The sequence below is a fragment of the Bordetella genomosp. 2 genome, assembly GCF_002261345.1.
In the GTDB taxonomy this organism is placed as follows: Bacteria; Pseudomonadota; Gammaproteobacteria; order Burkholderiales; family Burkholderiaceae_B; genus Bordetella_A.
In genome coordinates this window covers 142,813-169,484 of the sequence record NZ_NEVT01000009.1, presented here as the reverse complement: position 1 = coordinate 169,484, position 26,672 = coordinate 142,813, and the positions used below count along the sequence as shown (strand labels likewise).

At 67.9% G+C, this 26,672-nt stretch carries 27 protein-coding genes; 18 read left to right on the top strand and 9 right to left on the bottom strand.

Annotation, left to right across the window (positions count from 1 at the left end):
• Nucleotides 1-668: 668 nt before the first annotated feature.
• Nucleotides 669-1,223 carry a GNAT family N-acetyltransferase gene (locus tag CAL24_RS22240; protein ID WP_094807956.1) on the bottom strand — a complete coding sequence of 185 codons (555 nt, stop codon included), beginning with the start codon at nucleotides 1,221-1,223 and terminating at the stop codon, nucleotides 669-671.
• A 149-nt stretch (nucleotides 1,224-1,372) separates the two neighbouring features.
• Between CAL24_RS22240 and CAL24_RS22235 the strand changes: the two genes are divergently transcribed.
• The 4 genes from CAL24_RS22235 to CAL24_RS22220 all read left to right on the top strand — a co-directional run bounded on the left by CAL24_RS22235 (nucleotide 1,373) and on the right by CAL24_RS22220 (nucleotide 4,373).
• Nucleotides 1,373-2,161, top strand: a complete 789-nt coding sequence (locus tag CAL24_RS22235) for a hypothetical protein (protein ID WP_094807955.1) — start codon at nucleotides 1,373-1,375, stop codon at nucleotides 2,159-2,161.
• A 58-nt stretch (nucleotides 2,162-2,219) separates the two neighbouring features.
• The gene (locus CAL24_RS22230) at nucleotides 2,220-2,471 is read left to right on the top strand and encodes a hypothetical protein (protein WP_094808115.1); all 252 of its coding nucleotides are present in this window, start codon (nucleotides 2,220-2,222) and stop codon (nucleotides 2,469-2,471) included.
• 121 nt (nucleotides 2,472-2,592) lie between these two features.
• Nucleotides 2,593-3,021 carry a DUF2231 domain-containing protein gene (locus CAL24_RS22225; protein ID WP_094808114.1) on the top strand — a complete coding sequence of 143 codons (429 nt, stop codon included), beginning with the start codon at nucleotides 2,593-2,595 and terminating at the stop codon, nucleotides 3,019-3,021.
• Nucleotides 3,018-4,373, top strand: coding sequence for a PQQ-dependent sugar dehydrogenase (locus CAL24_RS22220; RefSeq protein WP_094807954.1), 1,356 nt, complete (start codon nucleotides 3,018-3,020; stop codon nucleotides 4,371-4,373). Before CAL24_RS22225 ends, CAL24_RS22220 begins: the two co-directional genes overlap by 4 nt.
• 34 nt (nucleotides 4,374-4,407) lie before the next feature.
• Here the strand turns inward: CAL24_RS22220 and CAL24_RS22215 are convergent, their stop codons facing one another.
• Nucleotides 4,408-5,301: a DMT family transporter gene (locus CAL24_RS22215; protein WP_094807953.1), complete on the bottom strand. Its 894-nt coding sequence runs from the start codon at nucleotides 5,299-5,301 to the stop codon at nucleotides 4,408-4,410.
• 297 nt (nucleotides 5,302-5,598) lie between these two features.
• Here CAL24_RS22215 and CAL24_RS22210 point away from each other — a divergent pair, with 297 nt between their 5' ends.
• The 5 genes from CAL24_RS22210 to CAL24_RS22190 all read left to right on the top strand — a co-directional run bounded on the left by CAL24_RS22210 (nucleotide 5,599) and on the right by CAL24_RS22190 (nucleotide 10,005).
• Nucleotides 5,599-6,237, top strand: coding sequence for a helix-turn-helix domain-containing protein (locus CAL24_RS22210; RefSeq protein WP_094807952.1), 639 nt, complete (start codon nucleotides 5,599-5,601; stop codon nucleotides 6,235-6,237).
• 187 nt (nucleotides 6,238-6,424) lie between these two features.
• Nucleotides 6,425-7,258 (top strand): alpha/beta fold hydrolase, encoded by an 834-nt coding sequence (locus tag CAL24_RS22205; protein WP_094807951.1) that lies wholly within the window; start codon nucleotides 6,425-6,427, stop codon nucleotides 7,256-7,258.
• 71 nt (nucleotides 7,259-7,329) lie between these two features.
• On the top strand, nucleotides 7,330-8,247 hold the full coding sequence (locus tag CAL24_RS22200) for an MBL fold metallo-hydrolase (protein ID WP_094807950.1): 918 nt from the start codon (nucleotides 7,330-7,332) through the stop codon (nucleotides 8,245-8,247).
• A 44-nt stretch (nucleotides 8,248-8,291) separates the two neighbouring features.
• Nucleotides 8,292-9,041 (top strand): SDR family NAD(P)-dependent oxidoreductase, encoded by a 750-nt coding sequence (locus CAL24_RS22195; protein ID WP_094807949.1) that lies wholly within the window; start codon nucleotides 8,292-8,294, stop codon nucleotides 9,039-9,041.
• A 226-nt stretch (nucleotides 9,042-9,267) separates the two neighbouring features.
• Complete coding sequence (locus CAL24_RS22190) at nucleotides 9,268-10,005, top strand: DUF2242 domain-containing protein (RefSeq protein WP_249278615.1); 738 nt, start codon at nucleotides 9,268-9,270, stop codon at nucleotides 10,003-10,005.
• Here CAL24_RS22190 and CAL24_RS22185 read toward each other — a convergent pair.
• The 5 genes from CAL24_RS22185 to CAL24_RS22165 form a co-directional block, all read right to left on the bottom strand.
• Complete coding sequence (locus tag CAL24_RS22185; protein ID WP_094807948.1) at nucleotides 9,932-10,930, bottom strand: Bug family tripartite tricarboxylate transporter substrate binding protein; 999 nt, start codon at nucleotides 10,928-10,930, stop codon at nucleotides 9,932-9,934. The two genes, CAL24_RS22190 and CAL24_RS22185, sit on opposite strands and share 74 nt — an antisense overlap.
• Before the next feature lie 64 nt (nucleotides 10,931-10,994).
• A complete protein-coding gene (locus CAL24_RS22180; RefSeq protein WP_028355216.1) occupies nucleotides 10,995-12,038 on the bottom strand; it encodes an NAD(P)H-dependent glycerol-3-phosphate dehydrogenase in 1,044 nt (347 codons plus the stop codon).
• A gap of 16 nt (nucleotides 12,039-12,054) precedes the next feature.
• On the bottom strand, nucleotides 12,055-12,585 hold the full coding sequence (gene secB, locus CAL24_RS22175; RefSeq protein WP_028355215.1) for a protein-export chaperone SecB: 531 nt from the start codon (nucleotides 12,583-12,585) through the stop codon (nucleotides 12,055-12,057).
• 49 nt (nucleotides 12,586-12,634) lie between these two features.
• The gene (gene grxC, locus CAL24_RS22170; protein ID WP_028355214.1) at nucleotides 12,635-12,892 is read right to left on the bottom strand and encodes a glutaredoxin 3; all 258 of its coding nucleotides are present in this window, start codon (nucleotides 12,890-12,892) and stop codon (nucleotides 12,635-12,637) included.
• 14 nt (nucleotides 12,893-12,906) lie between these two features.
• Nucleotides 12,907-13,329 (bottom strand): rhodanese-like domain-containing protein, encoded by a 423-nt coding sequence (locus tag CAL24_RS22165; protein ID WP_028355213.1) that lies wholly within the window; start codon nucleotides 13,327-13,329, stop codon nucleotides 12,907-12,909.
• Between the two features lie 183 nt (nucleotides 13,330-13,512).
• Here CAL24_RS22165 and gpmA point away from each other — a divergent pair, with 183 nt between their 5' ends.
• The 8 genes from gpmA to CAL24_RS22125 all read left to right on the top strand — a co-directional run bounded on the left by gpmA (nucleotide 13,513) and on the right by CAL24_RS22125 (nucleotide 22,501).
• Nucleotides 13,513-14,265, top strand: coding sequence for a 2,3-diphosphoglycerate-dependent phosphoglycerate mutase (gene gpmA / locus CAL24_RS22160; protein WP_028355212.1), 753 nt, complete (start codon nucleotides 13,513-13,515; stop codon nucleotides 14,263-14,265).
• Between the two features lie 3 nt (nucleotides 14,266-14,268).
• On the top strand, nucleotides 14,269-15,834 hold the full coding sequence (locus CAL24_RS22155; RefSeq protein ID WP_094807947.1) for a peptidoglycan DD-metalloendopeptidase family protein: 1,566 nt from the start codon (nucleotides 14,269-14,271) through the stop codon (nucleotides 15,832-15,834).
• A gap of 26 nt (nucleotides 15,835-15,860) precedes the next feature.
• Nucleotides 15,861-17,303, top strand: coding sequence for a S41 family peptidase (locus tag CAL24_RS22150; protein ID WP_028355210.1), 1,443 nt, complete (start codon nucleotides 15,861-15,863; stop codon nucleotides 17,301-17,303).
• Nucleotides 17,300-18,070, top strand: a complete 771-nt coding sequence (locus tag CAL24_RS22145; RefSeq protein WP_028355209.1) for a HesA/MoeB/ThiF family protein — start codon at nucleotides 17,300-17,302, stop codon at nucleotides 18,068-18,070. Before CAL24_RS22150 ends, CAL24_RS22145 begins: the two co-directional genes overlap by 4 nt.
• A 92-nt stretch (nucleotides 18,071-18,162) precedes the next feature.
• Nucleotides 18,163-18,798 (top strand): cysteine hydrolase family protein, encoded by a 636-nt coding sequence (locus CAL24_RS22140; protein ID WP_028355208.1) that lies wholly within the window; start codon nucleotides 18,163-18,165, stop codon nucleotides 18,796-18,798.
• A gap of 99 nt (nucleotides 18,799-18,897) precedes the next feature.
• Nucleotides 18,898-19,620 carry a FadR/GntR family transcriptional regulator gene (locus CAL24_RS22135; protein ID WP_028355207.1) on the top strand — a complete coding sequence of 241 codons (723 nt, stop codon included), beginning with the start codon at nucleotides 18,898-18,900 and terminating at the stop codon, nucleotides 19,618-19,620.
• On the top strand, nucleotides 19,617-21,029 hold the full coding sequence (locus tag CAL24_RS22130) for an FAD-binding oxidoreductase (RefSeq protein WP_094807946.1): 1,413 nt from the start codon (nucleotides 19,617-19,619) through the stop codon (nucleotides 21,027-21,029). Before CAL24_RS22135 ends, CAL24_RS22130 begins: the two co-directional genes overlap by 4 nt.
• Nucleotides 21,030-21,070: 41 nt before the next feature.
• Nucleotides 21,071-22,501, top strand: a complete 1,431-nt coding sequence (locus CAL24_RS22125) for an aldehyde dehydrogenase family protein (RefSeq protein WP_028355205.1) — start codon at nucleotides 21,071-21,073, stop codon at nucleotides 22,499-22,501.
• Between the two features lie 753 nt (nucleotides 22,502-23,254).
• Here CAL24_RS22125 and thiC read toward each other — a convergent pair.
• The gene (thiC, locus tag CAL24_RS22120) at nucleotides 23,255-25,168 is read right to left on the bottom strand and encodes a phosphomethylpyrimidine synthase ThiC (protein WP_094807945.1); all 1,914 of its coding nucleotides are present in this window, start codon (nucleotides 25,166-25,168) and stop codon (nucleotides 23,255-23,257) included.
• A gap of 326 nt (nucleotides 25,169-25,494) precedes the next feature.
• On the opposite strand from thiC, the gene CAL24_RS22115 reads away from it, so the two are divergent.
• The gene (locus CAL24_RS22115) at nucleotides 25,495-26,088 is read left to right on the top strand and encodes a SecDF P1 head subdomain-containing protein (RefSeq protein ID WP_028355203.1); all 594 of its coding nucleotides are present in this window, start codon (nucleotides 25,495-25,497) and stop codon (nucleotides 26,086-26,088) included.
• A gap of 114 nt (nucleotides 26,089-26,202) precedes the next feature.
• Here the strand turns inward: CAL24_RS22115 and CAL24_RS22110 are convergent, their stop codons facing one another.
• Entirely contained in the window at nucleotides 26,203-26,652 is a 450-nt protein-coding gene (locus tag CAL24_RS22110) for a helix-turn-helix domain-containing protein (RefSeq protein ID WP_170947151.1), read from the bottom strand.
• Between the last annotated feature and the right edge of the window lie 20 nt (nucleotides 26,653-26,672).

Here is a 26,672-nt window from a genome sequence, read left to right as displayed (position 1 = left end):
GGCGGGGATATGTCTTTCCGATGATTCGATTTCCTCAATAGAAGAACCAATACAGCATATTAGGACAGACCCTCCGGTTTCTCTCTTTTCCGTCAAAATTGCAAGCGAATATTTTTTATCAGATCCGTGTTTTTCAATATAGGGCCAAAAATACTCTTTAATTTTTGGCCCTAGTTTCGCATCATAGATTTCATCAAGGAATTTAGTTCCGGCCCAGCCCCTAAGAACACTGATACTCCAATTAATGCGTCTAGTCCGGAAAGACAGGCTGTAGGACGAGGAGATAGCCTTGGAGCTGCGTCGTCAGCACACGGATACTCTTTCGCAATCTCCTCAATCACCTCTCCGATTGGGATCGCCACTTCTTTCACGAAATTTTTTTGCCCGAAGACCAAGTATCTCTCGGAGACTTCAATCATTGATCGAATCCTTTCTCAAGCTAACTGGATTTGGAAGACATGCAACAGGTTAGTCCAGTTCGACTAATACCGCATGAACTTGCCGTGTGATAGGCAAATTAGCTTTTGCAGTGTTTAGACAAGCCTAATATTCTTGATCTCAGTCTTTGGAGAAAATCAATGACCGAGTGGCTGCTTCGCGCCGAAAGCGGACGCTTGTGTCCATGAGGAGACAACGAACCTAAAGCTCAGTGATGGTGGTGCCAGGTCTCAGCTGAGCCGCCCCCCACCCCCAAACCGCAAATACCAAAACAAAGCAACCTCATCCCGCACCTCATCAAGCGCAGAATAAAGATAGCGGTCATGCCCTCCCAGTACGAACCCGTACCGCTGATAAAACAGGCAAGCACCCACGTTATTAGACTGCGTCTCCAGCCGCACCCCCGCCAGGCCTTCGCCCCGCGCCCACGCGACGGCCGCATCCATCAGCTTGCGCGCGGCGCCCAGGCGCCGATGCGCGGCGTCGATCGCGATATCGTCGATGCTGGCAAACCGGTTCCAGGCGTGTGAGATGGCGAGGTAGCCGACGGCCTGGCTGGATTTCGTCTCCACCACGAACAATGCCCGGTCGCGGGCATTGAGATAACCGCCCAGCTCGTCCGCATCGAACTCATATTGCTTGGCGCGTGGTGGCTGCACTGGTTCCGTATGGGCGATGCCCGGCCCATCGAAAGGCCCCATGGCAACGCGCTCGATCGTGAACGAGAAATCGCATGCGGCCAGTGGAACCAGGTCGTGGGGATGGGCCGGGCGGACTTCTATCATGTAGCGATTTCCTTTGCGCGAGTTCAGGCAATATAGCGAAGCCGCCATCCGGGCGAAACTTTGCATCGGCCCGAGCCGGTAGCGACCGCTCGCGTTTGTCCGGCCAGCACGAGTTTAGTAACCTGGGCGGTACGCCAGGAGGACTGAGTATGTCATGCACACTGCCAACCCTGCATGGGGAATTCGTCGAGCGGGTTCGCAGCGTAGTGCAGCACGACCGGCGGCTGACTGCCTTGCTGGCCGGCGGTTCGTATATCCACGGAGGGCTCGATCGACATTCGGATCTCGATTTTGTCGTGGTCGCGGAGGAAGAGAGCTACGGCGAGGTCATGGCGTCGCGAAAAGAAATAGCGACGCGGGTCGGAGATTTGTTGGCGGCGTTCAGCGGCGAGCACGTCGGGGAACCGAGGCTGCTGATCTGCCTTTACGGGCCACCGCTGATACATGTCGACCTGAAGTTCGTGACGGCGTCCAGCCTGGACCGCCTTGTCGAGCGCCCCGCCGTGTTGTTCTCGCGCGATCCGGGCCGGCTGGAAGCCTGTCTCGATGCGGCCGTCATCGCGTGGCCAGATGCATCGCCGGACTGGTTCGAACAGCGGGCGTGGATATGGTTGCATTACGGGGCGACCAAACTTGCCCGCGGCGAGCTGTTCGAGGCAATCGGGATGCTGGCCTTCTTTCGCGACCAGGTGCTGGGCCCCATGCTGCACCGCCGTGCCGGACGCCCGCAGCGGGGCATGCGGCGCATCGAGATGCTGGACGGCCCTTGCACGGAGCAGTTGGCGAAAACGGTCCCGACGTATGATGCGGTATCGGTGCGCAACGCATACATGCAGGCAGTGGATCTGTACGTGGACCTTCGTACCGATGAGCCTCCGGGTCAATCGGTCAAACACATGCCGGAAGCGATCCGGAGCTATCTCGACGCCAGTGCGTAAGCAGCAGGCGGCCGCTTGGCAGCGGCCGGCGGTTGCCGCCAGCGGAAACCAGGACATCATGACGCCCCTTCGTTCAACACTGCGACCAATCCTTGCCGCGATGGCGTGCGCGTTGCTTGCCGCCTGCGCGGATAGCCCGCCCCGGCAGGCCGACATGGACTACCGCAGCCGGCCGCCTTCCACGGCGCCGGCGGCCAGTGGCGCTTCCGACCCGTCGGGCCAGCGCCTGATCATCAAGTCCGGCGAGGGGGAAAGGTTGAACCTTCCCTGGTTCATCCGCGATGCCCAGCACTGGATCAACACCAACTGATTCCGGCCCCGGTCGCTAGCCGCGCGCGGCCGCCCTTGGTTGCCGTGCCCCGCCGCGGGCACGGCAATTGCTGCGCCGCCCTCCGCAATCGTGCGTCCGGCCCGGCAAGGAGGCGATCAAGGTGACCCCAATCATTGAACATCGGTACGCGCTGACGGTGCACCCGGTGCATGCGGTATTTCTGGCGGGGATGTTGCCCTTGTTTCTCGGCGCGGCACTCAGCGATGCGGCGTATGCGAAAACTTTCCATATCCAGTGGAATAATTTCGCCTCGTGGCTGCTGGTGGGGGCGCTGGTGTTCAGCGGCATTGCGCTGGTTCTCGCCATTATCGATCTGTTCCGGCCTTACCAGCGTGCCCGGGGGATCGTGCCCTACGTGCTGGCGTTGCTGGCGGTCTGGGTCGTGGGCATTTTCAATGCGCTGGTCCATGCGCGCGACGCATGGGGCAGCATGCCCGCCGGCCTGATCTTGTCGGTGGTCACCGTGGTGCTGGCCTGCGCGGCGATATGGCTGGGCTTCCGCACCCCGCATATCAGGGGCGCCGTATGAAATACCGTAGCCTGCTTGCCGTTTTTCCCTTGTCTGTCGCGTTGGGCGTTTGCAGCGGCCAGGCCGGGCCCGCGCAGGTCGGGCCCGACCCCGAGCTGCCCAAGCCAGAGCGGGGGCTGCTGCCGGATATGGTGATCGCGCAACCGGCGGAGTGGGGCGACAAGATGCCGATAGTGCCGGACGGGTATACGGTCACCGCCATCGCCACCGGCTTGAAGATCCCGCGCCAGACGCTGCTGTTGCCCAATGGCGATATCCTGGTGGCCGAGGGCCGGGGCGGCAATGCCGCCCAGCTCAAGCCCAAGGATGTGATCGCCGGCATCATCAAGGCCCGCGGCACCAGCCCGGTAAAGGGCGGCAACCGCCTGACCTTGCTGCGCGACGCCGAGGGCGACGGCACTTATGAAGCCTCGACCTTCGCGGAAGGCCTCAACGCGCCGTACGGCCTCGCGTTGGTGGGCGACAAGCTCTATGTGGCCAACCAGGACGCCTTGGTGCGGTTCGACTACCAGCCGGGGCAGACCAAGGCGAGCGGCCCGCCCGAGACAGTGACGCTCCTGCCGTCGGAAATCAACCACCACTGGACCAAGGCCATGACCGCCAGCGCCGACGGCCAGTATCTGTATGTGGGCATCGGCTCCAACAGCAATATCACCGAACGCGGCATGACGGCGGAGGCCGACCGCGCGCGCATCTGGCGGGTCAATGCCCGCACTGGCGAATACAAGACCTACGCCACCGGGCTGCGCAATCCCACCGCGCTGACCATCCAGCCGGATACCGGCCAGTTGTGGGCGGTCGTGAACGAACGCGATGAGATCGGGCCGGACCTGGTTCCCGATTATCTGACCGCGGTGCAGGAAGGCGGTTTCTATGGCTGGCCGTACAGCTATTGGGGGCAAAACGTGGACGAGCGGGTTCGCCCCCAGGACCCGGAAAAGGTCGCGGCGGTGATCAAGCCCGACTACAGCCTGGGCTCGCACGTCGCGGCGCTGGGCGTGGATTTCTCGACCGACGCGATGGGCGGCCAGTTCGCCCGCGGGGTCTTCGTCGGCGAACACGGCAGTTGGAACCGCAGCGAGCCCGTCGGCTACAAGGTGGTGTTCGTGCCGTTCCGCGACGGGCGGCCGGCCGGCCCGCCGGTGGATTTCGTTACCGGGTTTCGGGACAGCGACGGCACCACCCGCGGTCGTCCGGTGGGTGTGACGGTCGATCCGAAAGGCGCGCTGATCGTCGCCGACGATTTGTCGAACACCATCTGGCGCATAACGCCGACGCGCGCCGCGCCGTCGCCGCAGCCGGTCGCGACGGCGCAGTCGCCGGAATCTTCGCCGTCTGCCCAGGGTCGATAGCCGCTTCCACCTGGCCGGGCCGCGTGCGATGCCACTACGAGGCCGGGCGCCGGCGCAGCACGGCCAGCCATCCTCCGCCAGCCAGGACCAGGCCGGTGCCCACCCCCATGGCCAGGGTGAACGGTTCATCGAAAAACAAGCTTCCGAAGACAGCGCCGTATAGGATCCAGGCATAGCGAATCGCGCCGACTACGCTGGCGTCGACGCGCCGGAAGGCGTTGATATTGCAGAGCTGCGCCAGTATGGCAATGGGGCCGAGCATCAGGAAGACGAGCAGCCATTGCAGCGGGATGGCGCGCCAGTTGGCAAGCCCGGGCCACGCCAGGATGATGGTCCCGAACAGGTTGACATAGAACAGTACGGTGCCCCTGGCTTCGGTTCTTGCCAGCGTCTTGATCATCACGTTTTCAAGCGCGACCAGCATGGCGCCGGCAAGCGCGATGAGCGCCGGACCGGTGTATCCCGCATTCCATGCCGCGAACGCGCCTTGCGCCCAGACGACCGTGATCGCGCCTGCCAGGCTTATCAGCGTCGCGATCCATTGGCGCAGGGATACATGCTCGCGCAGCAAGATCGTTCCCAGCAAAACGGTGAACAGGCCGTCCAGCAGGCCGATTGCACTGGCCGAGGCGACCGGCATGCTGGCCGCGGCGAACACGGCCGCTACACCGCCGAAGCCGCCGGCCGCTGCCCGGCAGGCGTGCAGGAAAGGCTGCCGCGTCGATAGCGCGCGCGCCATGTCGCGTTGCACGACCAGGACCGCGACCACGGTGGCCAGCCCGCCGACATAGCGAAGCCATATGATCTGCAGCGCCGAGGCGTCGGTGCCGCTGAGCTTGCCGGATACATAAACCAGGGCGAATAACCCGACCCCGGCAACCGCCCAGAGAACCCCGGCCAGGTTCGAGACGCTGTGTATTGGTGTCACGTGATGGCTGCTTTGCTATAAAGTGATTGCCAGAATGCTGGGCAGGCAGAGTGTGGGCAAAGCGTACGGCGCGGAGCCGGGTTCGCGCTTTCAGGATATTGCGGCTCGCGGCCCGCCGACCGACTGGGGTATTCCGTGAAGTTCAGCTGGGTTCCGGGCGCGGCTCATGGCGCTCCGCATACCATTGCGTATACGGCTTTCACCATAAGAATCCGACTGAGGTGCGGGTTTGGCGCGGAAGCGTTCAACGCGGGCCCGCTGCGCCAGACATTCTGGCCTGCCGGTGCGTTGGAGTGCATGCCGCCCGCCGTGGAGCACGCGCACACCACCGGCGTGGATGCCGACTGGCTGTCCGTGGCGTTCGATGCCGCCGACTGGGAAGAAATCGCTGGCTGCGCGGCTAACGGCCGGTTGCTTCGGTGCGATGCCGGTCGGCGTTATGTGCAGTATCCGCGCCTCGTTCACGCGGTCCATGGCCTGATGGCCGCGGCCCCGGCGGACGCGGAATTCCTGCGCCAGGCCCTGGGCGCCGAGGTGGCTGGCGCCTATCGGTCGATGGTGGTGCACGCGCCGCGTGAACGCGAGCCGGCCACCTTGAGTTCCGCGACGCTGAAACGGCTCGCCGACTTCGTCGAAGAGCACCTGCACGTGGGCATTACGCTGGAGCAGTTGGCGAAGCAGGCGCGCCTGAGCAAGTTTCATTTCACGTCCGCATTCCGTCGTGCCGCCGGCTCGACGCCCTACCAGTATGTCGTCGGCCGCCGCCTGGCCCGCGCCCGCAAGCTGCTGCGCGGCACGCGGGCGCCGATCACCGACCTGGCGCTGGAATGCGGATTCTCCAGTCATGCCCACCTGACGTCGACGTTCACGGCCAGATATGGCGTCTCTCCGGCGGTGTACCGGCGGCTGACATCCGTCCAGTCTGGCGGCGGGTGACTCCCGCGCAGCCGTGTGCCGGATCCTGGCGCTGATGCCTGCGTCGCGGCGCCGCCGATAAGCATTGGTTCCCCCAGCACAACAGCGTGCTTCCCCCGGCGTGCCTACCGCTTGCGCGGCGTCGATCCTACGATGCATCCATCGTTTCCACCCGCGACGCAACGCCCACCCCAACCGGAGCACGCCCATGACTCGCAATACCCTCACTACCCAGGACGGTACGCAGATCTACTACAAGGACTGGGGCGATGGCCCGGTCGTCACTTTTTCCCATGGCTGGCCACTCAATGCGGACGCCTGGGACGGGCAGATGCACTTCCTGGCGCGCCATGGCTTTCGCGTCATCGCGCACGACCGCCGCGGCCACGGCCGCTCCTCCCAGCCGTCGTCCGGCAACGATATGAACGGCTATGCGGACGACCTGGCGCAGCTGATCGAGGCGCTGGACTTGCGGCAGATCACGATGGTCGGCCATTCCACCGGCGGCGGCGAAGTGGTGCGCTACATCGCCCGCCATGGCAGCCAGCGCGTGGCCCGGGCGGTGCTGATCGGCGCGGTGCCGCCGGTGATGGTGCAGTCGGCCTCCAACTCCGACGGCCTGCCGATGGATGTCTTCGACGGCATCCGCGCCGGCGTGGCGGGCGACCGTTCGCAGTTCTACAAGGAGCTGGCCGTTCCGTTCTACGGCGCCAACCGCGCCGGCGCCAAGGTGTCGCAGGGCCTGCTGGACCAGTTCTGGCTGTGGAGCATGCAAAGCGGCCAGAAGAACGCCTACGAATGCGTCAAGGCGTTCTCCGAGACGGATTTCACCGAGGACCTGAAGAAGATCGACGTGCCGACCTTGTTCATGCACGGCGACGACGACCAGATCGTGCCGGTGCAGAACTCCGCCAGGAAGGCGGCGCGCCTGGTGAAGCGCGCCAGCGAAATCTATTACCCCGGTGCGCCGCATGGCCTCACCGCCACCCTGCAGGACCGAATCAACGCCGACCTGCTCGCTTTCATCCGCGCCCCGGCCTGAGACGAACCCACCCCGTCGTGCCCCGGGCCGACCGGCCCGGCCCCCCTTGTTGCTCATCTGGAGATTCCGCCATGCTTTCCGTAGAAGACACTCTGCAGCCCCGCACCCAGACAGCGCCCGACCTGGTGCCCTCCCGTTACGCCGTCAGCATCGGCGAGATCGAGGCGCTGGTGATCAGCGACGGGGTGCTGCCGCTGCCCACCGCGACGATGGCCACCAATGCCGACCCGGCCGACCTGGCCGAATGGCTGGACCGCATGTTCATGCCGCCGGAAGCCTTCGACTGGCCGCTGAACGTGATGGTGGCCCGCAGCGGCGACCAGACCATTCTCATCGATGCGGGCCTGGGCGGCCAGTTCCCGGGCTTCCCGCGCGCCGGGCAGTTCCCGCAGCGGCTGGCGGCCGCCGGCATTGCACTGGAGTCCGTGACGGACGTGATCATTACCCATATGCACATGGATCACGTCGGCGGCCTGCTGGTCGCCGGCGTGAAAGAGCGCCTGCGTCCGGATGTGCGCATCCACGTTTGCGCCACCGAAGTCGAGTTCTGGATCTCGCCGGATTTCTCGCAGACGGTGATGCCCAAGCCGGTGCCCAATGTGCTGCGCGCCACCGCCACCAGCTTCTACAACGAATACCGCGACCGGCTGCGCATCTTCAAGGACAGCCACGAGGTCGCGCCGGGGGTGGTCGTGCGCATGACCGGCGGCCATACCCCCGGGCACAGCGTGGTCGACCTGGTCTCGGGCGATGAGCGGCTGACTTTTGCGGGCGATGCCGTGTTTCCGGTGGGCTTCGACCATCCCGAATGGCACAACGGCTTCGAGCACGATCCCGAGGAATCGGCCCGCGTGCGCATGCGCCTGTTCCAAGAGCTGGCGCAGAACCGCGGCCTGCTGGTGGCCGCCCACCTGCCGTTCCCGTCGGTGGGCCGGGTCGCCGTCGACGGCGAGGCGTTTCGCTGGGTGCCGGTGATCTGGGATTACTGAGCGCCGCCCCGCAATCCTCCGCCATGCCAATGATGGGAACACATATGAACCGACTTTCCGGCAAGACCGCCGTCGTCACCGGCGGCAACAGCGGCATCGGCCTGGCCGCCGCCCGGGCTTTCGTGGAAGAGGGCGCGCGAGTCGCGATCCTGGGGCGGCGGCAGCAGGCCGTCGACGCCGCGGTGGCGCAACTGGGGTCCGCGGCTTTCGGCGTGGTCGGCGACGTTGCCGACTTGTCCACGCATGATCGCCTGGTGGCCGAGGTGCGCGAGCGCTGCGGCGCCATCGACATCTACATGGCCAACGCCGGCATGAACCAGGTCGAGCCGTCGCCGGCCGTCAGCGTGGCCAGCTACGACGCCCAGTTCGACACCAACACGCGGGCCGTGTTCTTCGGCGTCACGAAGGCCTTGCCGCTGATGCGCGACGGCGCCTCCATCATCCTCACGGGCTCCATCGCCAGCGCGAAGGTGCTGGAGAATCACGCGGTGTACGCGGCCTCCAAGGCGGCCATCGGCGCGTTCGCGCGCGCCTGGGCGCTGGAATTCGCGGCCCGGCGCATCCGTGTCAATGTCCTGAGCCCGGGCCCCACCGATACCCCCATCCTTGCCAAGCTGGGCGTGGCCGAAGCCGACCGCCCGGCATTCGACCGGGGCATGGCCGCCGCCATTCCGCTGGGGCGGCTGGCGCGATCCGATGAATTGGCTCGCGCCGCGCTGTTCCTGGCCTCGGACGACAGCAGTTTCGTCACCGGGGTGGACCTGCGGGTCGATGGAGGGATCGCGTTGAGTTGAAGGGCGTGTCGCTCGATCGGTATGGTGTCAGGCACCCTGTGGGTGCCTGACACCTATGGGCAGGCCTTGCAGTGCTGAACGGCCACGCTGCCCGGTTGGCGGCATTGGCCCGCCATTCGGCCGGATCCGCCCGGTAACAAACATAGCGACCTGTATACGCTTGGAATCAGGCCCCGGCGGGATGATCGGAAATAATGGTTTTTTCACCATTGACCGGAGGGCGCCCATGCGTTTTACGCCTATGCCGTTCATGCCCGCGCAGTACGCCCGGCTCGCCTCCCGCGCCGGTCTGTCGGCCGCGCTGGCGCTGCTGGCCGCCTGCACGGCCACCCCGACCATCGACGAACGCGATTCCTTCACCCAGCGGGACACCTATTCCCGCAATTTCGCCGGTTCCAGCCAGGCGGCCTGCGAAGCGGGGCGACGCTCGCTGCTGGGCCAGGGCTACATCATCGACAAGGCCGAGCCCAACCGCGTCAGCGGGCACAAGAATTACCAGGACGAGGAAAACGACAACCAGCACGCGCAGATCGTTTTCAACGTCGATTGCGCGCCTACGGGCAACGGCGACGCCGTCGTCTACGCCAGCGCGCTGCGCGAGCTGTACACCATCAAGAAGTCGAGCAATTCGGCCAGCGTGGGGCTGAGCGTGCTGGGCGCGGTGTCCATGCCGGTGGGGGCCAGCGACGATTCGCTCGTCAAGACTTCCAGCGAGACCATCGCGCGCGGCGCCTTCTACGAAGGCTTCTTCGAACAAGTGGCGCGCAACCTGGCGTCCGCCCAGGCCGCGATCGACGCCGGCACCACGCCGGGCCAGCAACCCCAGGCGCCCAAGGCCGGCACGGCCAAGCCGGCAACGGGCGGTCCGGGTGCGCAGCCGGACCGGCCGATCAATCCAGCGACAGGTTCAGCCGGCCAATCACCGCGTCCCAGCGCGCCTTTTCCGTCTGGATCCGCTCGGTGAGCGCCTGCGGGCTCGACGGCGCGGGCGTGAAATATTGCTGCGCCAGTTGCTTGCGCACCGCTTCGCTGTCGATGATGCGCGCCAGTTCGCGGTTCAGGCGCTCCACGATGGGCGCCGGCGTGCCGGCCGGAGCCAGGATGGCGTTCCAGGAAATCGCCTCGAAGCCGGGGTAGCCCTGCGCCGCCATGGTCGGAATGCCCGGCAGCGCGTCGCTGGGCTCCAGGCTGGTGATCGCCAGCGCCTTGACCTTGCCGCTGCGCACCTGCGGCATGGCAATCGCCGGCACCATGAAGCCCGCCTGCACATCGCCGCCGATGATGGCGCTGATCACCTGCGGAAAGCCCGAATAGGGAATGTGCGCCAGGTCGATGCCGGCGTCGTTCTTGAACATCTCCATCGCCAGGTGGGCCGAGCTGCCCGGGCCGACCGAACCGTAGTTCAGCGCCCCGTTCTTGTCGCGGGCCAGCTTGACGAAGCCGGCCACGTCATCGACCGGCAGGTTGCCCGGCACGGTCAGCACGTTGGGGCTGGTGGCCACCAGCGTGATCGGCGCCAGGTCCTTCAGCGGGTCATAGCCCAGCGTCTTCTTGTACAGCGTGGGCGCGGTCACCAGCGGGCCGTTGATGGTGTATAGCAGCGTATAGCCGTCGGGCGCGCCCTTGGCCACCATGCGCGTGCCGATGTTGCCGCCCGCGCCCGGCTTGTTGTCGATGACCACTGGCTGCCCCAGCGCCTGGGCCAGCGGCTCGGCAATGGTGCGGGCCAGCAGGTCCGGCGACGAGCCGGGCGGGAAGGGCACCACCATGTGGATGGCGCGCTCGGGCCAGTCGGCATGGGCGGCGGCCGGCAGCAGCGTGGCGGCCGCCAGGGCCAGGAACAGGCGGCGCAGCAGCGCGCCGGCCCGGGACGGACGGGCAGTGGGCATGACGGGGGCTCCTTGGGTTGTCTCGCTAATGACGCGGTTGTTGTTGGTTGTTGTTGGTTGTTGTTCAGGTTTCGAGCCGCGCCTCGCGCGCCAGCAGCGCGGACACGGCGGTCATGGGCGCCACGCCGTCGAACAGCACGGCGCATACCGCTTCGGTAATGGGCAGTTCAACGCCCAGCGCGCGGGCGCGCTGCAGGGCGGCGCGCGCGCAGCGCACGCCTTCGGCGGTGACGCCGCTGGCCAGGATGTCGGCCAGCTTGCGGCCGGCGCCGATCTCCAGGCCGACGCGGCGGTTGCGCGACAGTTCGCCGGTGGCCGTCAGGACCAGGTCGCCCAGGCCAGTCAGGCCGGCGAAGGTCTCGGCCTGGGCGCCCAGCGCCACGCCGAAGCGGGTCATTTCCGCCAGGCCGCGGGTGATCAGGGCGGCGCGCGCATTGGTGCCCAGCGCCAGCCCGTCGCCGATGCCGCAGGCCACGGCGATGACGTTCTTCAGGGCGCCGCCGACCTCCACCCCGACCACGTCGGTGCTGGCGTACACGCGCACCGCCCCGCCGTGCAGGGCGCGGGTGGCGGTGTCGCGCACGGGTTCGAGCGTGCTGGCGATGGTCAGGGCCACCGGCAGGCCCTGGGCCACTTCGCGCGCGAACGACGGGCCCGACAGCACGCCGCCGGCGATATCGGGCGTGCCGGCCAACGCCTCGGCGACGATTTCGTGGGGCAGGCGGGCGGTGTCGGCCTCGAAGCCTTTGCAGGTCCAGACGACGGGTGTTTGCGCCAGGCCCAGGGCGGGCAGGCGCGCCGCCAGTTCGCGGCAGGTGGCGTCCAGGCCGGCCACCGGCACGCCCAGGATGATCAGGGCGCGCGCCGGATCGGCCGCCAGCGGCGCGAGCGCCGCCGACAGGTCGCTGGTGACGGCCAGGGCGTCCGGCAGGGCGACGCCCGGCAGGTAGCGCGCGTTCTCGCGCGTGTCGGCCATGGCGCCGGCCTGGGCGGCATCGCGCGCCCACAGCACGGTGCGGTGGCGACGGCTGGCCACGGCGGCCAGCGCCGTGCCCCAGCTGCCCGCGCCCAGCACGGCGACGCTCAGCGGGGCGGGCGGCGAGGTCATGGGCAGGCCTGTCGGGTTACTGGCGGGTGGCGCCCGGCGGCAGGATGATGCCGGAGTCGTTGCCGTTGGCGCCGCCTTGTTGCTGCTGTTGGGCCAGTTCGGCCAGGCGCTGCTCGTACAGGGCCTGGAAGTTCACTTCGGCCAGGTGCAGGGCCGGCAGCGAGGTGCGGGTGATGGCGTCGGCCACGTTGGCGCGCAGGTAGGGGTACAGCATGGTGGGGCAGACGATGCCCAGCAGCGCGTCCATTTGCTCGGCCGGGATGTTGGCCAGTTCGAAGATGCCGGCCTGGGTGCCCTCGACCAGGTACAGGACCTTGTCGTTGATGCGGGTGGTCACGGTGGCGGTGACGGTCGACTCGAACACCGTCTCGGCCAGGCGCTGCCCGCCCACGTTGATGCTGACCTCGACTTGCGGCTGCTCTTGTTCCAGGAACACGTGCGGCGCGTTGGGCATTTCCAGCGACAGGTCTTTCAGGTAGACGCGCTGCAGATTGAACGAAGGCGCGTCGCCGCCTGCCTGCTGGGTGTTTTGGTCCTGTTCAGCCATGAGAATTTCCGGGTAGTAGGGTGGACAAAAGAAGAGTGCGGCGGCGCCGTCAGGCGTTGAGCAGCGGCTCGAGGCCGCCGGCGCGGTCCAGCGCGATCAGGTCGTCGCAGCCGCCGATGTGCTTGTCGCCGATGAAGATCTGCGGCACGGTGCGCCGGCCGGTGCGTTCGATCATGACGTCGCGCTGCGACGGGTCCTGGTCGATGCGGATGATTTCCAGGTCGGCCACGCCGCGCTGCTTCAGCAGCGCCTGCGCGCGCGCGCAGTACGGGCAATAATCCTTGGAATACATGACAACCTTGCTCATGCGGGGGCTCCGGGTCAGGATTTCTGGGTGACGGGCAGGCCGGCGGACGACCATGCGCGCATGCCGCCTTCCATGACGGCGACTTCGGCAAAACCTTGCGAGCGCAGGCGGCTGGCGATGCGGGTGGAATCGCGGCCGGTTTCGCACACCAGCACGAGCGGCTTGTTCTTGGGCAGGGAGCCGGCTTTTTGCTCGACCTCGGCCGCCGGCAAGCTGCGTGCCTGGGCGATATGGCCGGCGCGGAATTGCTCGGCCGGGCGCACGTCGACCCATACGGCCTGGCGCTGGTTGACCATCTGGATGGCTTCGGAGGTGCTGATGCCCCCGCCGCTGCGGCCCTTGCGCAGCGCCGGCACGGCCAGCATGACGCCGGACACCAGCGCCACGGCGACGATGAAGATATTGTCTTTGTCGAGCAAGAATTGCAGAAGATCCACGGAGGTTCCTGAGATGCGGCGGGCCTGCGCGCGGCGCGGCGCCTGGCTTTGAAACGGCAACCCCGGCGGGCCCGCCCACGCGGGGCGGTGGGCCGGTCTGCCGGGGAAACACGGGCAAAATCACACAATTATAAAATGACCGCATTCTTCAACCCTGATCCCGCTCCCGCGCGGCCCCGAATCATGCACAAACTCGTACTGATGCGTCATGGCGAAAGCCAGTGGAACCTCGAAAACCGCTTCACCGGCTGGACCGACGTCGACCTGACCGACACCGGCCGCGAGCAGGCCCGCAAGGCGGGCGAATTGCTCAAGAAAGAGGGCTACGAATTCGACCTGGCCTACACCTCGGTGCTCAAGCGCGCCATCCGCACCCTCTGGATCGCGCTGGACGCCATGGACGCGATGTACACCCCGGTGGGGATCAACTGGCGCCTGAACGAGCGCCACTACGGCAGCCTGCAGGGCCTGAACAAGGCCGAGACCGCCGCCAAGTACGGCGACGAGCAGGTGCTGATCTGGCGTCGCGCCTATGCCATCGCGCCCGAGCCGCTGGCCCTGGACGACGAGCGCCATCCGCGCTTTGACAGCCGCTACGCCAAGATCCCGGCCGACCAGCTGCCGGCCACCGAATGCCTGAAGGACACCGTGGCGCGGGTGCTGCCGTTCTGGAACGAGTCGATCGCCCCGGCCATCCGGGCCGGCCGCCGGGTGCTGGTGGCGGCCCACGGCAACAGCCTGCGCGCCCTGATCAAGCACCTGGACAACATCTCGGATGACGACATCGTCGGCCTGAACATCCCCACCGGCCAGCCGCTGGTCTACGAACTGGATGACGCGCTGCGCCCGATCCGCCATTATTATCTGGGCGATGCTGCGGAAATCGAGGCCGCCATGGCGGCGGTCGCGGCCCAGGGCAAGGCGAAAAAGGACTGATTCATGCGGTTTGCGGCGGGTGTGCTGTTGATGGCGATGCTGGCGGCGTCGCCGTGGCCGGCCGCCGCGGCCGCCTCGGACCTGGCCGACCGCCAGTCCGAGGCTGAAAAGCAGCAGGCCGCGCTGCGCGACCGCATCGAATCGCTCCAGAAGGAAATCGACGCGCGCGAGGCCGCCCGCAAGGAAGCGGCCGACGCGCTGAAAGAATCGGAATCGGCGATCTCGCGCATCAATCGCCGGCTGAACGAGCTGGCCGACGCCAATCGCCGCGCCGAGGCCGAGCTGGCCGGCCTGGAGCAGCAGATCGGCGTCCAGCAGCGGGCGCTGCAGCAGCGCCGCGGCGAGCTGGCCGATCAATTGCGCACCCAGTACGCCAGCGGCCTGTCGCCCTGGACGGCGCTGCTCTCGGGCGACGATCCGCAGCAATTGGGGCGCAACCTGGGCTACCTGGGCTACGTATCGCGCGCCCGCGCCCAGACCGTGACGGCGCTGCGCCAGGACCTGGACCGCCTGGCGGCCCTGCAGGCCCAGGCCGACGCGCGCCGCGACGAAATCCAGAAAGTGGCGGCCGAGACCACCGAACAGAAGACCGAACTGGTCGCCCAGCAGAAAGAGCGGGCCACCCTGCTGGCGCGGCTCGAGGGACAGATCGCCGCGCAGCGCGCCGAGGCGCGCCAGCTGGGGCGCGATGACAGCCGCCTGTCGAACCTGATCGGCGACCTGGAAAAAGCCATTGCCGAGCAGGCCGAGGCGGCGCGCCGCGCCGAGGAAGCCCGCCTGCGCGCCGAGGCCGTGCGGCGCGCGCAAGAGGCGCGGCTGGCCGAGGAAGCCCGCCAGAAAGCCGAGGCCGAACGCAAGGCCGCGGCGGCGCGCCAGGCCGCCCAGGCCCGCCGCGATGCCGAGGCGCGCGACGCCGCGCAAGCCCGCGAGCAGGTCGAGGCCGCGGCGCGCGGGCGTGGAACCGGGCGCGACGACGGCCCGGTGGCGCTGGCCGACCCGGACGCCGCCGGGTTGCGCCCGGTGAGCCCGGGCGACGCCCGGGTGGCCAGGCCGGAAGACCGGCCCGCCGCGCCGCCGCCGCAAAGCCGCGCGCCCGCTCCGCGGGCCGAGGAGCCCGCCGAGGACGAGCCCGCCCGCCAGCCGGCCCCGCGCCGCGCGGCGGCGCCGCCGCCGGGCGGGGGCAACGGCTTGCGCCAGGGCCTGCCGGTGCCGGTGCGTGGTACGGTACAGGGGCGTTTCGGGGTCGACCGCCCCGACGGCGGCGTCTGGCGCGGCATTGTCCTGCGCGCGCCGGCCGGCACGGCGGTCAAGGCCGTGGCGCCCGGCACGGTGGTCTATGCCGACTGGCTGCGCGGGTTCGGCAACCTGATCATCGTCGACCACGGCAAGCAGTACATGACCGTGTACGCTTATAACCAGAGCCTGCTCAAGCAGGTCGGGGACCCGGTCGCCGCGGGCGACGCCATCGCCACGGTGGGCGCCACGGGCGGGCAGGTGGAATCGGGCCTATACTTTGAGATTCGCCATCGTGGCGCCCCGGTGGATCCGGCCCAGTGGCTGGCTCTGTAGCCGGGTATCAAAATCAGGAAGTGTGCATGGGCACTCGCAAGTTTCGTGGTTTCGGTCTGGTCGCTATCGGCGCGGTGGCGGGCATCTTGCTCAGCGTGGGCGTCTCGGCGCTCGCCCAGCGCGGCAGCCCCCTGCCGCTCGACGAGCTCCGTCAGCTCAGCAACGTGTTCGCCGCCATCAAGAACAACTACGTCGAGGCGGTCGACGACAAGACCCTCATCAACAACGCCATTTCCGGCATGGTGTCGAACCTGGATCCGCACTCCGCGTACCTGGATGCCGACGCCTTCCGTGAAATGCAGACCACCACGCAGGGCGAGTTCGGCGGCCTGGGCATCGAGGTCGGCGCCGAAGACGGCTTCGTCAAGGTCATCTCGCCCATCGAGGACACCCCGGCCGCGCGCGCCGGCGTCATGGCGGGCGACCTGATCATCAAGATCGACGACACCCCCACCAAGGGCATGTCGCTGAACGAAGCGGTCAAGCTGATGCGCGGCGCGCCCAAGACGCCCATCAACCTGACCATCATGCGCGCCGACAACCCGCAGCCCATCGTGGTGCACATCGTGCGCGACATCATCAAGGTGCGCAGCGTGCGCAGCAAGATGCTGGACGACGGCGTGGCCTACGTGCGCATCGCGCAGTTCCAGGAAAAGACCGGCGCCGACCTGGCCCGCCAGCTCAAGGAGCTGGGCGCCAAGGGCGCGCCCAAGGGCCTGGTGCTCGACCTGCGCAACGACCCGGGTGGCCTGCTCACCAGCGCCATCGGCGTGTCGGCGGCCTTCCTGCCGCCCGACGTGCTGGTCGTGTCCACCGATGGCCGCACCGCCGATTCGCGCCACAAGTACCTCGCCACGCCGTCCGAATACGCGCGCGGCGAAGGCAACTACCTGAGCGGCCTGCCGGGCTGGGTCAAGACCGTGCCCATGGTGGTGCTGGTCAACGTCGGCTCGGCCTCGGCCTCCGAGATCGTGGCCGGCGCGCTGCAAGACCACAAGCGCGCCAAGGTGCTGGGCAACCGCACGTTCGGCAAGGGCTCGGTGCAGATCATCCTGCCGCTCAGCCAGGACACCGGCGTCAAGCTCACCACCTCGCGCTACTTCACGCCCAGCGGCCGCTCCATCCAGGCCACCGGCATCGAGCCCGACTACGTCGTGGCCGATACCGCCGAGGGCGACCTGTTCCGCCTGCCGCGCGAGGCCGACCTGCAGCGCCACCTGTCCAACCAGCAGGGCGACGAGATCAAGTCCACGCTCGATCCCGACGCGCCGCCGCTGCCGGCCAAGATGTTCGAGTTCGGCGGCAAGGACGACTTCCAGCTCAAGCAGGCGCTCAACCTGCTGGCCGGCCGTCCCGTCGAGAAGGGCAGCGCCCGTGCCCAGGCCAAGGCCAATGCCAAGCCCAGCGTCGGCGCGCCCGAGCGCATGACCATCACGCCGTCCGGAGTCGAACCCGCCAAGGGCAAATGAACGACCAGCAACTGCTGCGCTACGCCCGGCACATCCTGCTGGATGAGCTGGGCATCGAAGGCCAGGAGAAATTCCTGGCCGGCAGGGTGTTGATCGTCGGCGCCGGCGGGCTGGGCTCGCCGGCCGCGCTGTACCTGGCCACCGCCGGGGTGGGCGACATCACCCTGGCGGACGACGACGTGGTCGAGCTGAGCAACCTGCAGCGCCAGATCCTGCACCAGGATGCCAGCGTGGGCCGTCCCAAGGCCGAATCGGGCCGCGCTACGCTGGCCGCCTACAACCCCGAAGCCCACGTGACCGCGCGCGTCGAGCGCCTGGACGGCGCGCGGCTGGACGACGCGGTGGCGGCCGCCGACGTGGTGCTGGACTGCACCGACAACTTCACGACGCGGCATGCCATCAACCGTGCCTGCGTGCGCCATCGCAAGCCGCTGGTGTCGGGGGCGGCGATCCGCTTCGACGGCCAGGTCAGCGTCTACGACCTGCGCCGCGACGACGCCCCCTGCTACCACTGCCTGTTTCCCGAAGCCGACGAAGTCGAAGACGCCAATTGCGCCACCATGGGCGTGTTCGCGCCGCTGGTGGGCATCATCGGCGCCATGCAGGCGGCCGAGGCCCTGAAGCTGCTGGCGGGGGTCGGCGAAAGCCTGTCCGGCCGCCTGCTGTGGCTGGACGTGCGCAGCATGCAGTGGCGCAGCGTCAATGTGCAGCGCGACCCGGAATGCCCGGTCTGCGCCCGGCGCGGCCACGCCGCCGCGGCCGCCTAGCCGCCCCTCTGCCCGCCGCGCGCTTGCCTGGCCGCGCGCCACGCTATACATTCATCCAGATAGTTGAATCCTAAACTAATGGAGACGGCGCCATGGGCTACCGCATTCCCGCATTCGACCCGCGCAAGACGGCCTTGCTGGTCATCGACATGCAGAACGACTTCCTGCGCCCCGGCGCGCCGCTGGAAACCCCGGCCGGCCGCGAGCTGGTGCCCCTGCTGCGCGACACCGTCGCGACGGCGCGGCAGGCCGGCGTGGCCATCATCTATACCGCCCACGTGCATCGCCGCGACGGTTGCGACATGGGGCGCTTCCGCGACATCTACCCGCCCATCGCCGCCGGCCAGGCGCTGATCGACGAGACCCCGGGCGTGGATATCTACCCCGAGTGCGCGCCGCAGCCGGGCGACCTGCTCATCAAGAAACACCGCTACAGCGCGTTCTACCAGACCGACCTGGAGATGATCCTGCGCGGCCGCGGCATCGACACCGTCGCCGTGGCCGGAGTCACCACCGAGGACTGCGTGCACGCCACGGCGCGCGACGCCATGTTCCGCGACTTTCACACTACGGTGCTGTCCGATTGCTGCGCCACTTATGATCATCCCGACCTGGGGCAGGGGGCGATGAACTGGCGCCAGGTGCACCAGGCCACCCTGGTGGTGCTGGCGCAGTCCACCGCGGACGTGCGCACCGCGCGCGAATTCACGGCGGCTCTGGGCGCCTGAGGCGTCCGGGAGGGTGGGCCGCGCGGCGCGGCCCCGTCCGCCACCAGCATCCTACGCCGAAAGTTTTCAGATAACCTGATAAATGCCTATAATCGGCGGATGCTCACCAAGTCGCTCACCCTCACCGAACAGGTCGCCGGCAAGCTTGCCGGCGATATCGCCGCGGGCGTCTACCCGGTGGGCGGCAAGCTGCCCACCGGCAAGGCGCTGGCGCAGTTGTACGGGGTCAGCGCGGCGGTCATCCGCGAGGCCACCGAGCGGCTGCGCGCCCAGGGCCTGGTGGAAAGCCGCCAGGGCGCCGGCTGCACCGTGGTGTCGCGCACCGCCAGCCGGGGCTTCCAGGTGCCGGGGCGCATCGCGCTGGACCGCGCCCAGTTGGCCAGCGTCTATGAGCTGCGCATGGAACTGGAGGGCGGCGCCGCCGCCCTGGCCGCCACGCGCCGCACCGACGCCGACCTGGCCACCATGGCGCGCTGCCTGGCCGACCTGGAAAACCACCTGAGGCATCCGGAAGAGGGCGTCGAGCAGGACATCGGCTTTCACGCCGCCATCGCCGTGGCGACCCACAATACGTACTACCAGCAGTTGCTGCAGTACCTGAACCTGCAGGTGCGCGCCGCCGTGCGCATGGCGCGCGAGAACACCCTGCAGCACCAGGCCGAGCTGGTCGGCGACGTACAGCGCGAGCACATCGCGCTGTACGAGGCCATCGCGGCGCGCGACCCGCAGCGCGCGCGCCAGGCCGCGGTGTTTCACCTGCAGCGCGCGGCGGCGCGCCTGCGGCTCGATTTCGCTTCCCTGGATACCCCGTCTTCGTCATGAACCCTACCGATTTTTCGCAGCGCCTGGTGCAGGCGCTGGGCCCTGATACCGTTGTCACCAACCCCGCGGATATCGCGCCCTGGCTGTCCGACTGGCGCGGCCTGTACAACGGCCAGGCGCAGGCCGTGGTGCGCCCGCGCCGCACCGAAGAGGTCGCCCAGTGCCTGGCGCTGTGCCAGCAGGCGGGCGTGCCAGTGGTGCCGCGCGGTGGCAATACGGGCATGTGCGGCGGCGCCACGCCGGACGCCGGCCGGGCCAACGTGGTGCTGAGCCTGGACCGCATGAACGCGGTGCGTTCCATCGACACCATCGCCAACACCATGGTGGCCGAGGCCGGCTGCATCCTGGGCAACCTGCGGCGCGCCGCCGACGAGGCGGGGCGGCTGCTGCCGTTGAGCCTGGCGGCCGAGGATTCGTGCCAGATCGGCGGCAATGTCTCGACCAATGCCGGCGGCGTGAACGTGGTGCGCTACGGCATGACGCGCGAGCTGGTGCTGGGCCTGGAGGCGGTGCTGCCGACCGGCGAGGTGTTCAACGGCCTGCGCACCCTGCGCAAGGACAACACCGGCTACGACCTGAAGCAGCTGCTGATCGGCGCCGAAGGCACGCTGGGCGTGATCACCGCGGTGGCGCTGCGGCTGTTCCCGCGCACCGGCGTGCGCTCGGTCGTGCTGGCGGCCGTGCGGTCGCCGGCCCAGGCGCTGCAGCTGTTCGAGCTGGTCTACGAGCAGTGCGGGCCGCGCCTGCAGGCCTACGAGTTCTTCACCGGCGAATGCGTCGACCTGGTGCTGGCGCACGCCCAGGGCGTGCAGGAGCCGTTCGCGCAGCGCTACCCCGGCTATGTGCTGATGGAGCTGGCCGACACCGCCGACGAGGCCGCGCTGAATGCGCTGCTGGAGAGCGTGATCGGCGCGGCGCTCGAGCGCGAGCTGTGCCTGGACGCCGCTGTGTCGTCGTCATTGGCGCAACTGCAGGCGCTGTGGAAGCTGCGCGAGGAGATCTCCGAGGCCCAGCGCGCCGACGGGCCGCATCTGAAGCACGACATCTCGCTGCCGATCGAGCGCATTCCCGAGTTCATGCAATCGGCCGAGCAGCGGCTGCGCGCCCTGCATGCCGAGGTGCGGCCGTTTATTTTCGGCCATTTCGGCGACGGCAACCTGCACTACAACCTGTCGCGCCCGGCCGGCGCGCCGCGCGAATGGGCGGCCGAACATGGCGCGGCCATCACCGACGCGGTGCTGGACGAAGTCAACCGCTATGGCGGCAGCATCAGCGCCGAGCATGGCATTGGCCAGCTCAAGCGCGATCATTTCCTGCACAGCAAAGACCCGCTGGAACTGCGGCTGATGCGCGACATCAAGCGGCTGCTGGACCCGGCGGGCATCCTGAATCCCGGCAAGCTGCTGTAGCCGGCCCGTTTTTCACCACCATCACTTCACGGAAGAGACACATGCATGCGAACTACATAGGCGGGAACTGGGTCGACGGCGTCGACGTCCGCGCCAACATCAACCCCTCCAACCTGGCCGACGTCGTCGGCGAGTATGCGCAGGCCGACGCCGCCCAGACCGGCCAGGCCATCGCCGCCGCCCACGCGGCCGCCTACGAATGGGCCCGCACTACCGGCCAGCGCCGCGCCGACATCCTGGACGCGGTCGGCAACGAGATCCTGGCGCGCAAGGAAGAGCTGGGCCGGCTGCTGTCGCGCGAAGAGGGCAAGACCCTGCCGGAAGGCATCGGTGAGGCCACCCGTGCGGGCTACATTTTCAAGTTCTTCGCCGGCGAGGCGCTGCGCATCCCGGGCGAGAAGCTGCCGATGGCGCGCCCCGGCATCGAGGCCGACGTGACGCGCGAGCCGGTGGGCGTGGTGGGTATCATCGCGCCGTGGAATTTCCCCATCGCGATCCCGGCCTGGAAAATCGCGCCGGCGCTGGCCTACGGCAACACGGTGGTGTTCAAGCCGGCCGACCTGGTGCCGGGCAGCGCCTGGGCGCTGGCCGAGATCCTCAGCCGCGCCGGCCTGCCGGCCGGCGTGTTCAACCTGGTGATGGGCCGCGGCAGCATCGTCGGCCAGGCCATCCTGGACGACAAGCGCGTCGATGCCATCAGCTTCACCGGCTCGGTCGCCACCGGCCGCCGCGTGGCCCAGGCGGCCATGAACCGCATGGCCAAGGTACAGCTCGAAATGGGCGGCAAGAACCCCATGGTGGTGCTGGACGACGCCGACCTGAAGGTGGCGGTGGAAAGCTGCGTCAACGGCGCGTATTTCTCCACCGGCCAGCGCTGCACGGCGTCCAGCCGCCTGATCGTGCAGAAGGGCATCTATCCGCGCTTCGTGGCCGCCGTGCAGGAACGCCTGCAAGGCCTGAAGATCGACGACGCGCTGCTGCCGGGAACCGACATCGGCCCCGTGGTCGACGACAGCCAGCTGGCGCAGAACCAGAAGTACATCGGCATCGGCCGCGACGAGGGCGCCAAGCTGGCCTATGGCGGCGAGCTGGTCAAGCGCGCCACCGAGGGCTACTACATGACGCCCGCGCTGTTCGTGGATTGCGGCAATGACCTGCGCATCAGCCGCGAGGAAATCTTCGGCCCGGTGGCCGCGGTGATCCCGGCCGACTCGTTCGAGCACGCGCTGGAACTGGCCAACGACACCGAGTTCGGGCTGTCGGCGGGCATTTGCACCACGTCGCTGAAGTACGCCACCCAGTTCAAGCGCGACGCGCAGGCCGGCATGGTGATGGTCAACTGCCCGACCGCGGGGGTCGACTACCATGTGCCGTTCGGCGGCCGCAAGGGCTCCAGCTATGGGCCGCGCGAGCAGGGGCGCTACGCGGCCGAGTTCTACACCACCGTCAAGACGGCTTATACCGCGGCCTGATCGGCAACTCTCCGGACGTGCTTTCCGGAGAGTTGCAGCGCCATTCTATTGAAGTCGTTGCGGGCGGGCGGGGGGTGGCGGGGCTTCCGGGGCCGCCCGGGCGCCCCGCGCGCCCGGGACCGCTTCGTCAACCTCGTCGCTGCGCTCCTTCGGTTTCCCTCGCTCGGCCCCGAGGCGCCCCGCCACCCCCCGCCCGCCCGCAACGACTTGCGATAGGTCGTCATCGTCACATCGCCGGGGCGAGCCGCGTTCTTCTGCTTCGTGGCCGCGGTGGGGTGAACAGGAACAATGTAGCGGGCCGCGCGGACAGGCCGCCCAGCGCGGCCCGTCCGCGCATTCGGTTGTCGCGTGCCACGGCCCCGGGGGGCTGCGTAGCGCTGTCACCACTTCCATCCCGCCGCGCGACCACCGCCCGAATGGCCGGACCAGCCGCGCAGGGCGGCTTGTCCGGCCGGCCCCGCACCATGTTCTTCTTTTAGTTGGAGTTCCCACGAAGCTGAAGAACCCTATCCGTCCCGCCGGCGTGTGGGATTGAGTTGCAATGAGTCGAGGCGTGGCGCTGGCTGGGGCGGGGCGCCTCGGGGCCGAGCGAGCGGAAGTCGAAGGGAGGGCCGGACGGCCCGGACGAGACGAGCGAAGCGGTGCCGGGCGCGCAGGGCGCCCGGACGGCCCCGGAAGCCCCGCCCCAGCCAGCGCCGCGCCTCGACGCCGCAAGAACCCAACCCCAGCCCGCCCGATAGGCAGGCCTAGGCTTTACGTCTGGTGGTAAATCTCCGCCCCTTTCTTGACGAACTCCACCGCCTTCTCCTGCATGCCCTTCTGCAGGGCATCCTTTTCGTTCACGCCTTGCGCGGCTGCGTAGTCGCGCACGTCCTGGGTGATTTTCATGCTGCAGAAGTGCGGCCCGCACATGGAGCAGAAGTGCGCCACTTTCATCGAGTCCTTGGGCAGGGTCTCGTCGTGGAACTCCTTGGCGGTGTCCGGATCCAGGCCCAGGTTGAACTGGTCGTCCCAGCGGAACTCGAAGCGCGCCTTGGACAGCGCGTTGTCGCGGATGGCGGCGCCCGGGTGGCCCTTGGCCAGGTCGGCGGCGTGGGCGGCGATCTTGTAGGTGATGATGCCGTCCTTGACGTCCTTCTTGTTGGGCAGGCCCAGGTGTTCCTTGGGCGTCACATAACAGAGCATGGCCGTGCCGTACCAGCCGATCAGCGCCGCGCCGATGCCCGAGGTGATGTGGTCGTAGCCCGGCGCGATATCGGTGGTCAGGGGCCCCAGCGTATAGAACGGCGCCTCGTGGCAGTGTTCCAGCTGCAGCTCCATGTTTTCCTTGATCATCTGCATCGGGACATGGCCCGGGCCTTCGATCATGACCTGCACATCGTGCTTCCAGGCCACCTGGGTCAGTTCGCCCAGCGTCTTGAGTTCGGCGAACTGGGCCTCGTCGTTGGCGTCATAGCCCGAGCCCGGCCGCAGGCCGTCGCCCAGCGAGAAGCTGACGTCGTAGGCCTTCATGATTTCGCAGATTTCCTCGAAGCGCTCGTACAGGAAGCTTTCCTTGTGGTGCGCCAGGCACCACTTGGCCATGATCGAGCCGCCGCGCGACACGATGCCGGTCATGCGGTCGGCCGTCATGGGAATGAACGGCAGGCGCACGCCGGCGTGGATGGTGAAGTAGTCCACGCCCTGTTCGGCCTGCTCGATCAGCGTGTCGCGGAAGATCTCCCAGGTCAGTTCTTCGGCCTTGCCGTCGACTTTTTCCAGCGCCTGGTAGATGGGCACGGTGCCGATCGGCACTGGCGAATTGCGGATGATCCACTCGCGGGTTTCGTGGATGTGCTTGCCGGTGGACAGGTCCATCACCGTGTCGCCGCCCCAGCGGATGGCCCAGGTCATTTTCTCGACTTCTTCGCCGATGCCCGAGCTGACCGCCGAATTGCCGATGTTGGCGTTGATCTTGACCAGGAAATTGCGGCCGATGGCCATCGGCTCGACTTCCGGGTGGTTGATGTTGGCCGGGATGATGGCGCGGCCGCGCGCCACCTCGTCGCGCACGAACTCCGGGGTGATGGCGGCCGGGATGGCGGCGCCGAAGGACTGCCCGGGATGCTGGCGCAGCAGGCGGCGGGCCAGCTTCTCGCCGTCCGGGCCGCTGGCCCGCAGTGTTTCCAGATACTGCTCGCGGCGCAGGTTCTCGCGGATGGCGACGAACTCCATTTCCGGGGTGACGATGCCGCGGCGCGCATAGTGCATCTGCGACACATTGGCGCCCGGGCGGGCGCGGCGCGGCGGGCGCTGCAGGTCGAAGCGCATGGCCGTCAGCTTCGGGTCGGTCAGGCGCGCCTTGCCGTAGTCGCTGGTGGGGCCGGCCAGCACTTCGGTGTCGCCGCGCTCTTCGATCCAGGCCTTGCGCAGGGCCGGCAGCCCGCGGCGGATGTCGATCTTGACGTCCGGGTCGGTGTACGGGCCGCTGGTGTCGTACACCGTCAGCGGCGGGTTGCGTTCGCCGCCGAACATGGTGGGCGTGTCGTCCTGCGAGATCTCGCGGAACGGCACCCGGATGTCCGGGCGCGAGCCGGTCTCGTAGATTTTGCGGGACTTGGGCAGCGGCGCGACGGCGGCGGCATCGACCTCGGCCGTGGCTGCCAGGAACTTCGGATTGGCGTTCATGTGGAAAGCTCCAAGAAAAGGTCTGGAGCCGAATCGGGATGGATTCCGGGCCTGGCGGGGCCGCGCGCGTGGCGGGGCGGGCACGGAATACGCTCCCAGCATCGGCATTATCCGTACTGGTACGAAGGGACTCTCTCAACACGTCGGACGCGGGTTGCGCCGACGAGTACCCCTGCGTGAACCCGCAGTATAGGCCGGATTGCGGCTTACATCTGTATACGCTTGGGACTATCGGGGGACGCGCTTGCCCTGTAAACTTTTTTGTAACGCCGGGAGCAAGTCGCCTGGCATGCCTGTCCCCAGTCATTTGAAGAAGGAATCGAATCATGCAACTGACCCTCCGCAAGCTGGCTCCGGCTTTCGCTGCCCTGGCGCTCGTGCTGGCAGGCTGCAAGACCGCTCCCACCCAGAAGGCCGACACCGATGCCGCCGGCACCACCCAGCCCCAGCCGTCGCAGCAGGCCACGGCCGCCGCGGTGGAGTTCTACGTGGCCCAGCCGGACCAGGCGCCCGGCCTGATGGAAGTGAAGATTCCCGACGGCGCGCTGTACATGCAGCGGCAGCCCGTGCTGACCCGCAGCGACCTCACCGAAGCCGCCGCGCTGGTCGACCGCCAGGGCCAGAATTTCGTCGGGCTGCGCTTTACCGAAGAAGGCGCGCGCAAGCTGAACGACATCAGCAGCAAGAACATCGGCAACATGCTGGCCCTGGTCATCGACCGCGAACTGGTCGCCGCGCCGCGCATCGCCGAGCCGCTGAACCGCGGCGTGCTGGCCTTCAGCGTGCCGTCGGCCCAGGCCGCCTCGGAAATCGCCGCCAAGATCCGCGGCGACCAGCCCGCGCCCGCCAACGGCGCCGGCACGGGCGCCACGCCGCCGTCGCCGGCCGCGCCCACCGCGCCGGCTTCCAAGGCGCCCTGAAAGCCAGCTGGCCAATAATCAGGTAGTACCGCCCGGCGCCGCCGGGCGGGCCGCCGCGCCCGGCCATTCTTCAGGCGGCCGGCCCGCGCGGGGCGTCTTCAGCATGGACAGGGGCTAAGCGCCGCCGCGGCGCTTGCGGCCCTTGGTGTCGGCGTAGCCGCGCAGGTAACCGTCGACGATCATCCGCAGCCATTTGTCCACTTCGTTCCGGTCGCTGGCCGACAAGGCCTGGATCAGGCTGGGCGGCACCGTGGGAAAGGGCCACGGGGCCTGCGTTCCGGCCGGCCCCGCCGGGCCGGCGGGCTCCGTCAGCACGTGCGGGCCGGACGTGCCCGGCAGGCTGTAGGCGTCCCGTTTCTCCATGGGGCCTTTGCCGGTTTCCAGCCAATCGAGTTCGATGCGCAGCACGCTGGCGAGCTTGCGACTTGACCGGCTGGAGCGCCGCTGGCCGCTTTCGTAGCCCGCGATCGAGCTCTGCGACAGGCCGCTGGCGCGCGCCAGGCTGTCCTGCGTGTGGCGGCGCAGCGTCCTGGCGTATTTCAATCGGTCCGAAAATGTCTTCACGAGGCGATTGAACCGTGCGT

Coding starts and splice junctions, on each gene's coding strand:
- CAL24_RS22180 (WP_028355216.1), bottom strand. CDS start 12,038: ATGACCTCGCCGCCCGCCCCGCTGAGCGTCGCCGTGCTGGGCGCGGGC.
- CAL24_RS22130 (WP_094807946.1), top strand. CDS start 19,617: ATGAACCCTACCGATTTTTCGCAGCGCCTGGTGCAGGCGCTGGGCCCT.
- thiC (WP_094807945.1), bottom strand. CDS start 25,168: ATGAACGCCAATCCGAAGTTCCTGGCAGCCACGGCCGAGGTCGATGCC.
- CAL24_RS22205 (WP_094807951.1), top strand. CDS start 6,425: ATGACTCGCAATACCCTCACTACCCAGGACGGTACGCAGATCTACTAC.
- CAL24_RS22145 (WP_028355209.1), top strand. CDS start 17,300: ATGAACGACCAGCAACTGCTGCGCTACGCCCGGCACATCCTGCTGGAT.
- CAL24_RS22155 (WP_094807947.1), top strand. CDS start 14,269: ATGCGGTTTGCGGCGGGTGTGCTGTTGATGGCGATGCTGGCGGCGTCG.
- gpmA (WP_028355212.1), top strand. CDS start 13,513: ATGCACAAACTCGTACTGATGCGTCATGGCGAAAGCCAGTGGAACCTC.
- CAL24_RS22140 (WP_028355208.1), top strand. CDS start 18,163: ATGGGCTACCGCATTCCCGCATTCGACCCGCGCAAGACGGCCTTGCTG.
- CAL24_RS22190 (WP_249278615.1), top strand. CDS start 9,268: ATGCGTTTTACGCCTATGCCGTTCATGCCCGCGCAGTACGCCCGGCTC.
- CAL24_RS22150 (WP_028355210.1), top strand. CDS start 15,861: ATGGGCACTCGCAAGTTTCGTGGTTTCGGTCTGGTCGCTATCGGCGCG.
- CAL24_RS22135 (WP_028355207.1), top strand. CDS start 18,898: ATGCTCACCAAGTCGCTCACCCTCACCGAACAGGTCGCCGGCAAGCTT.
- CAL24_RS22235 (WP_094807955.1), top strand. CDS start 1,373: ATGTCATGCACACTGCCAACCCTGCATGGGGAATTCGTCGAGCGGGTT.
- CAL24_RS22185 (WP_094807948.1), bottom strand. CDS start 10,930: ATGCCCACTGCCCGTCCGTCCCGGGCCGGCGCGCTGCTGCGCCGCCTG.
- CAL24_RS22200 (WP_094807950.1), top strand. CDS start 7,330: ATGCTTTCCGTAGAAGACACTCTGCAGCCCCGCACCCAGACAGCGCCC.
- CAL24_RS22230 (WP_094808115.1), top strand. CDS start 2,220: ATGACGCCCCTTCGTTCAACACTGCGACCAATCCTTGCCGCGATGGCG.
- CAL24_RS22240 (WP_094807956.1), bottom strand. CDS start 1,223: ATGATAGAAGTCCGCCCGGCCCATCCCCACGACCTGGTTCCACTGGCC.
- CAL24_RS22125 (WP_028355205.1), top strand. CDS start 21,071: ATGCATGCGAACTACATAGGCGGGAACTGGGTCGACGGCGTCGACGTC.
- CAL24_RS22220 (WP_094807954.1), top strand. CDS start 3,018: ATGAAATACCGTAGCCTGCTTGCCGTTTTTCCCTTGTCTGTCGCGTTG.
- CAL24_RS22210 (WP_094807952.1), top strand. CDS start 5,599: ATGCCGCCCGCCGTGGAGCACGCGCACACCACCGGCGTGGATGCCGAC.
- CAL24_RS22195 (WP_094807949.1), top strand. CDS start 8,292: ATGAACCGACTTTCCGGCAAGACCGCCGTCGTCACCGGCGGCAACAGC.
- grxC (WP_028355214.1), bottom strand. CDS start 12,892: ATGAGCAAGGTTGTCATGTATTCCAAGGATTATTGCCCGTACTGCGCG.
- secB (WP_028355215.1), bottom strand. CDS start 12,585: ATGGCTGAACAGGACCAAAACACCCAGCAGGCAGGCGGCGACGCGCCT.
- CAL24_RS22115 (WP_028355203.1), top strand. CDS start 25,495: ATGCAACTGACCCTCCGCAAGCTGGCTCCGGCTTTCGCTGCCCTGGCG.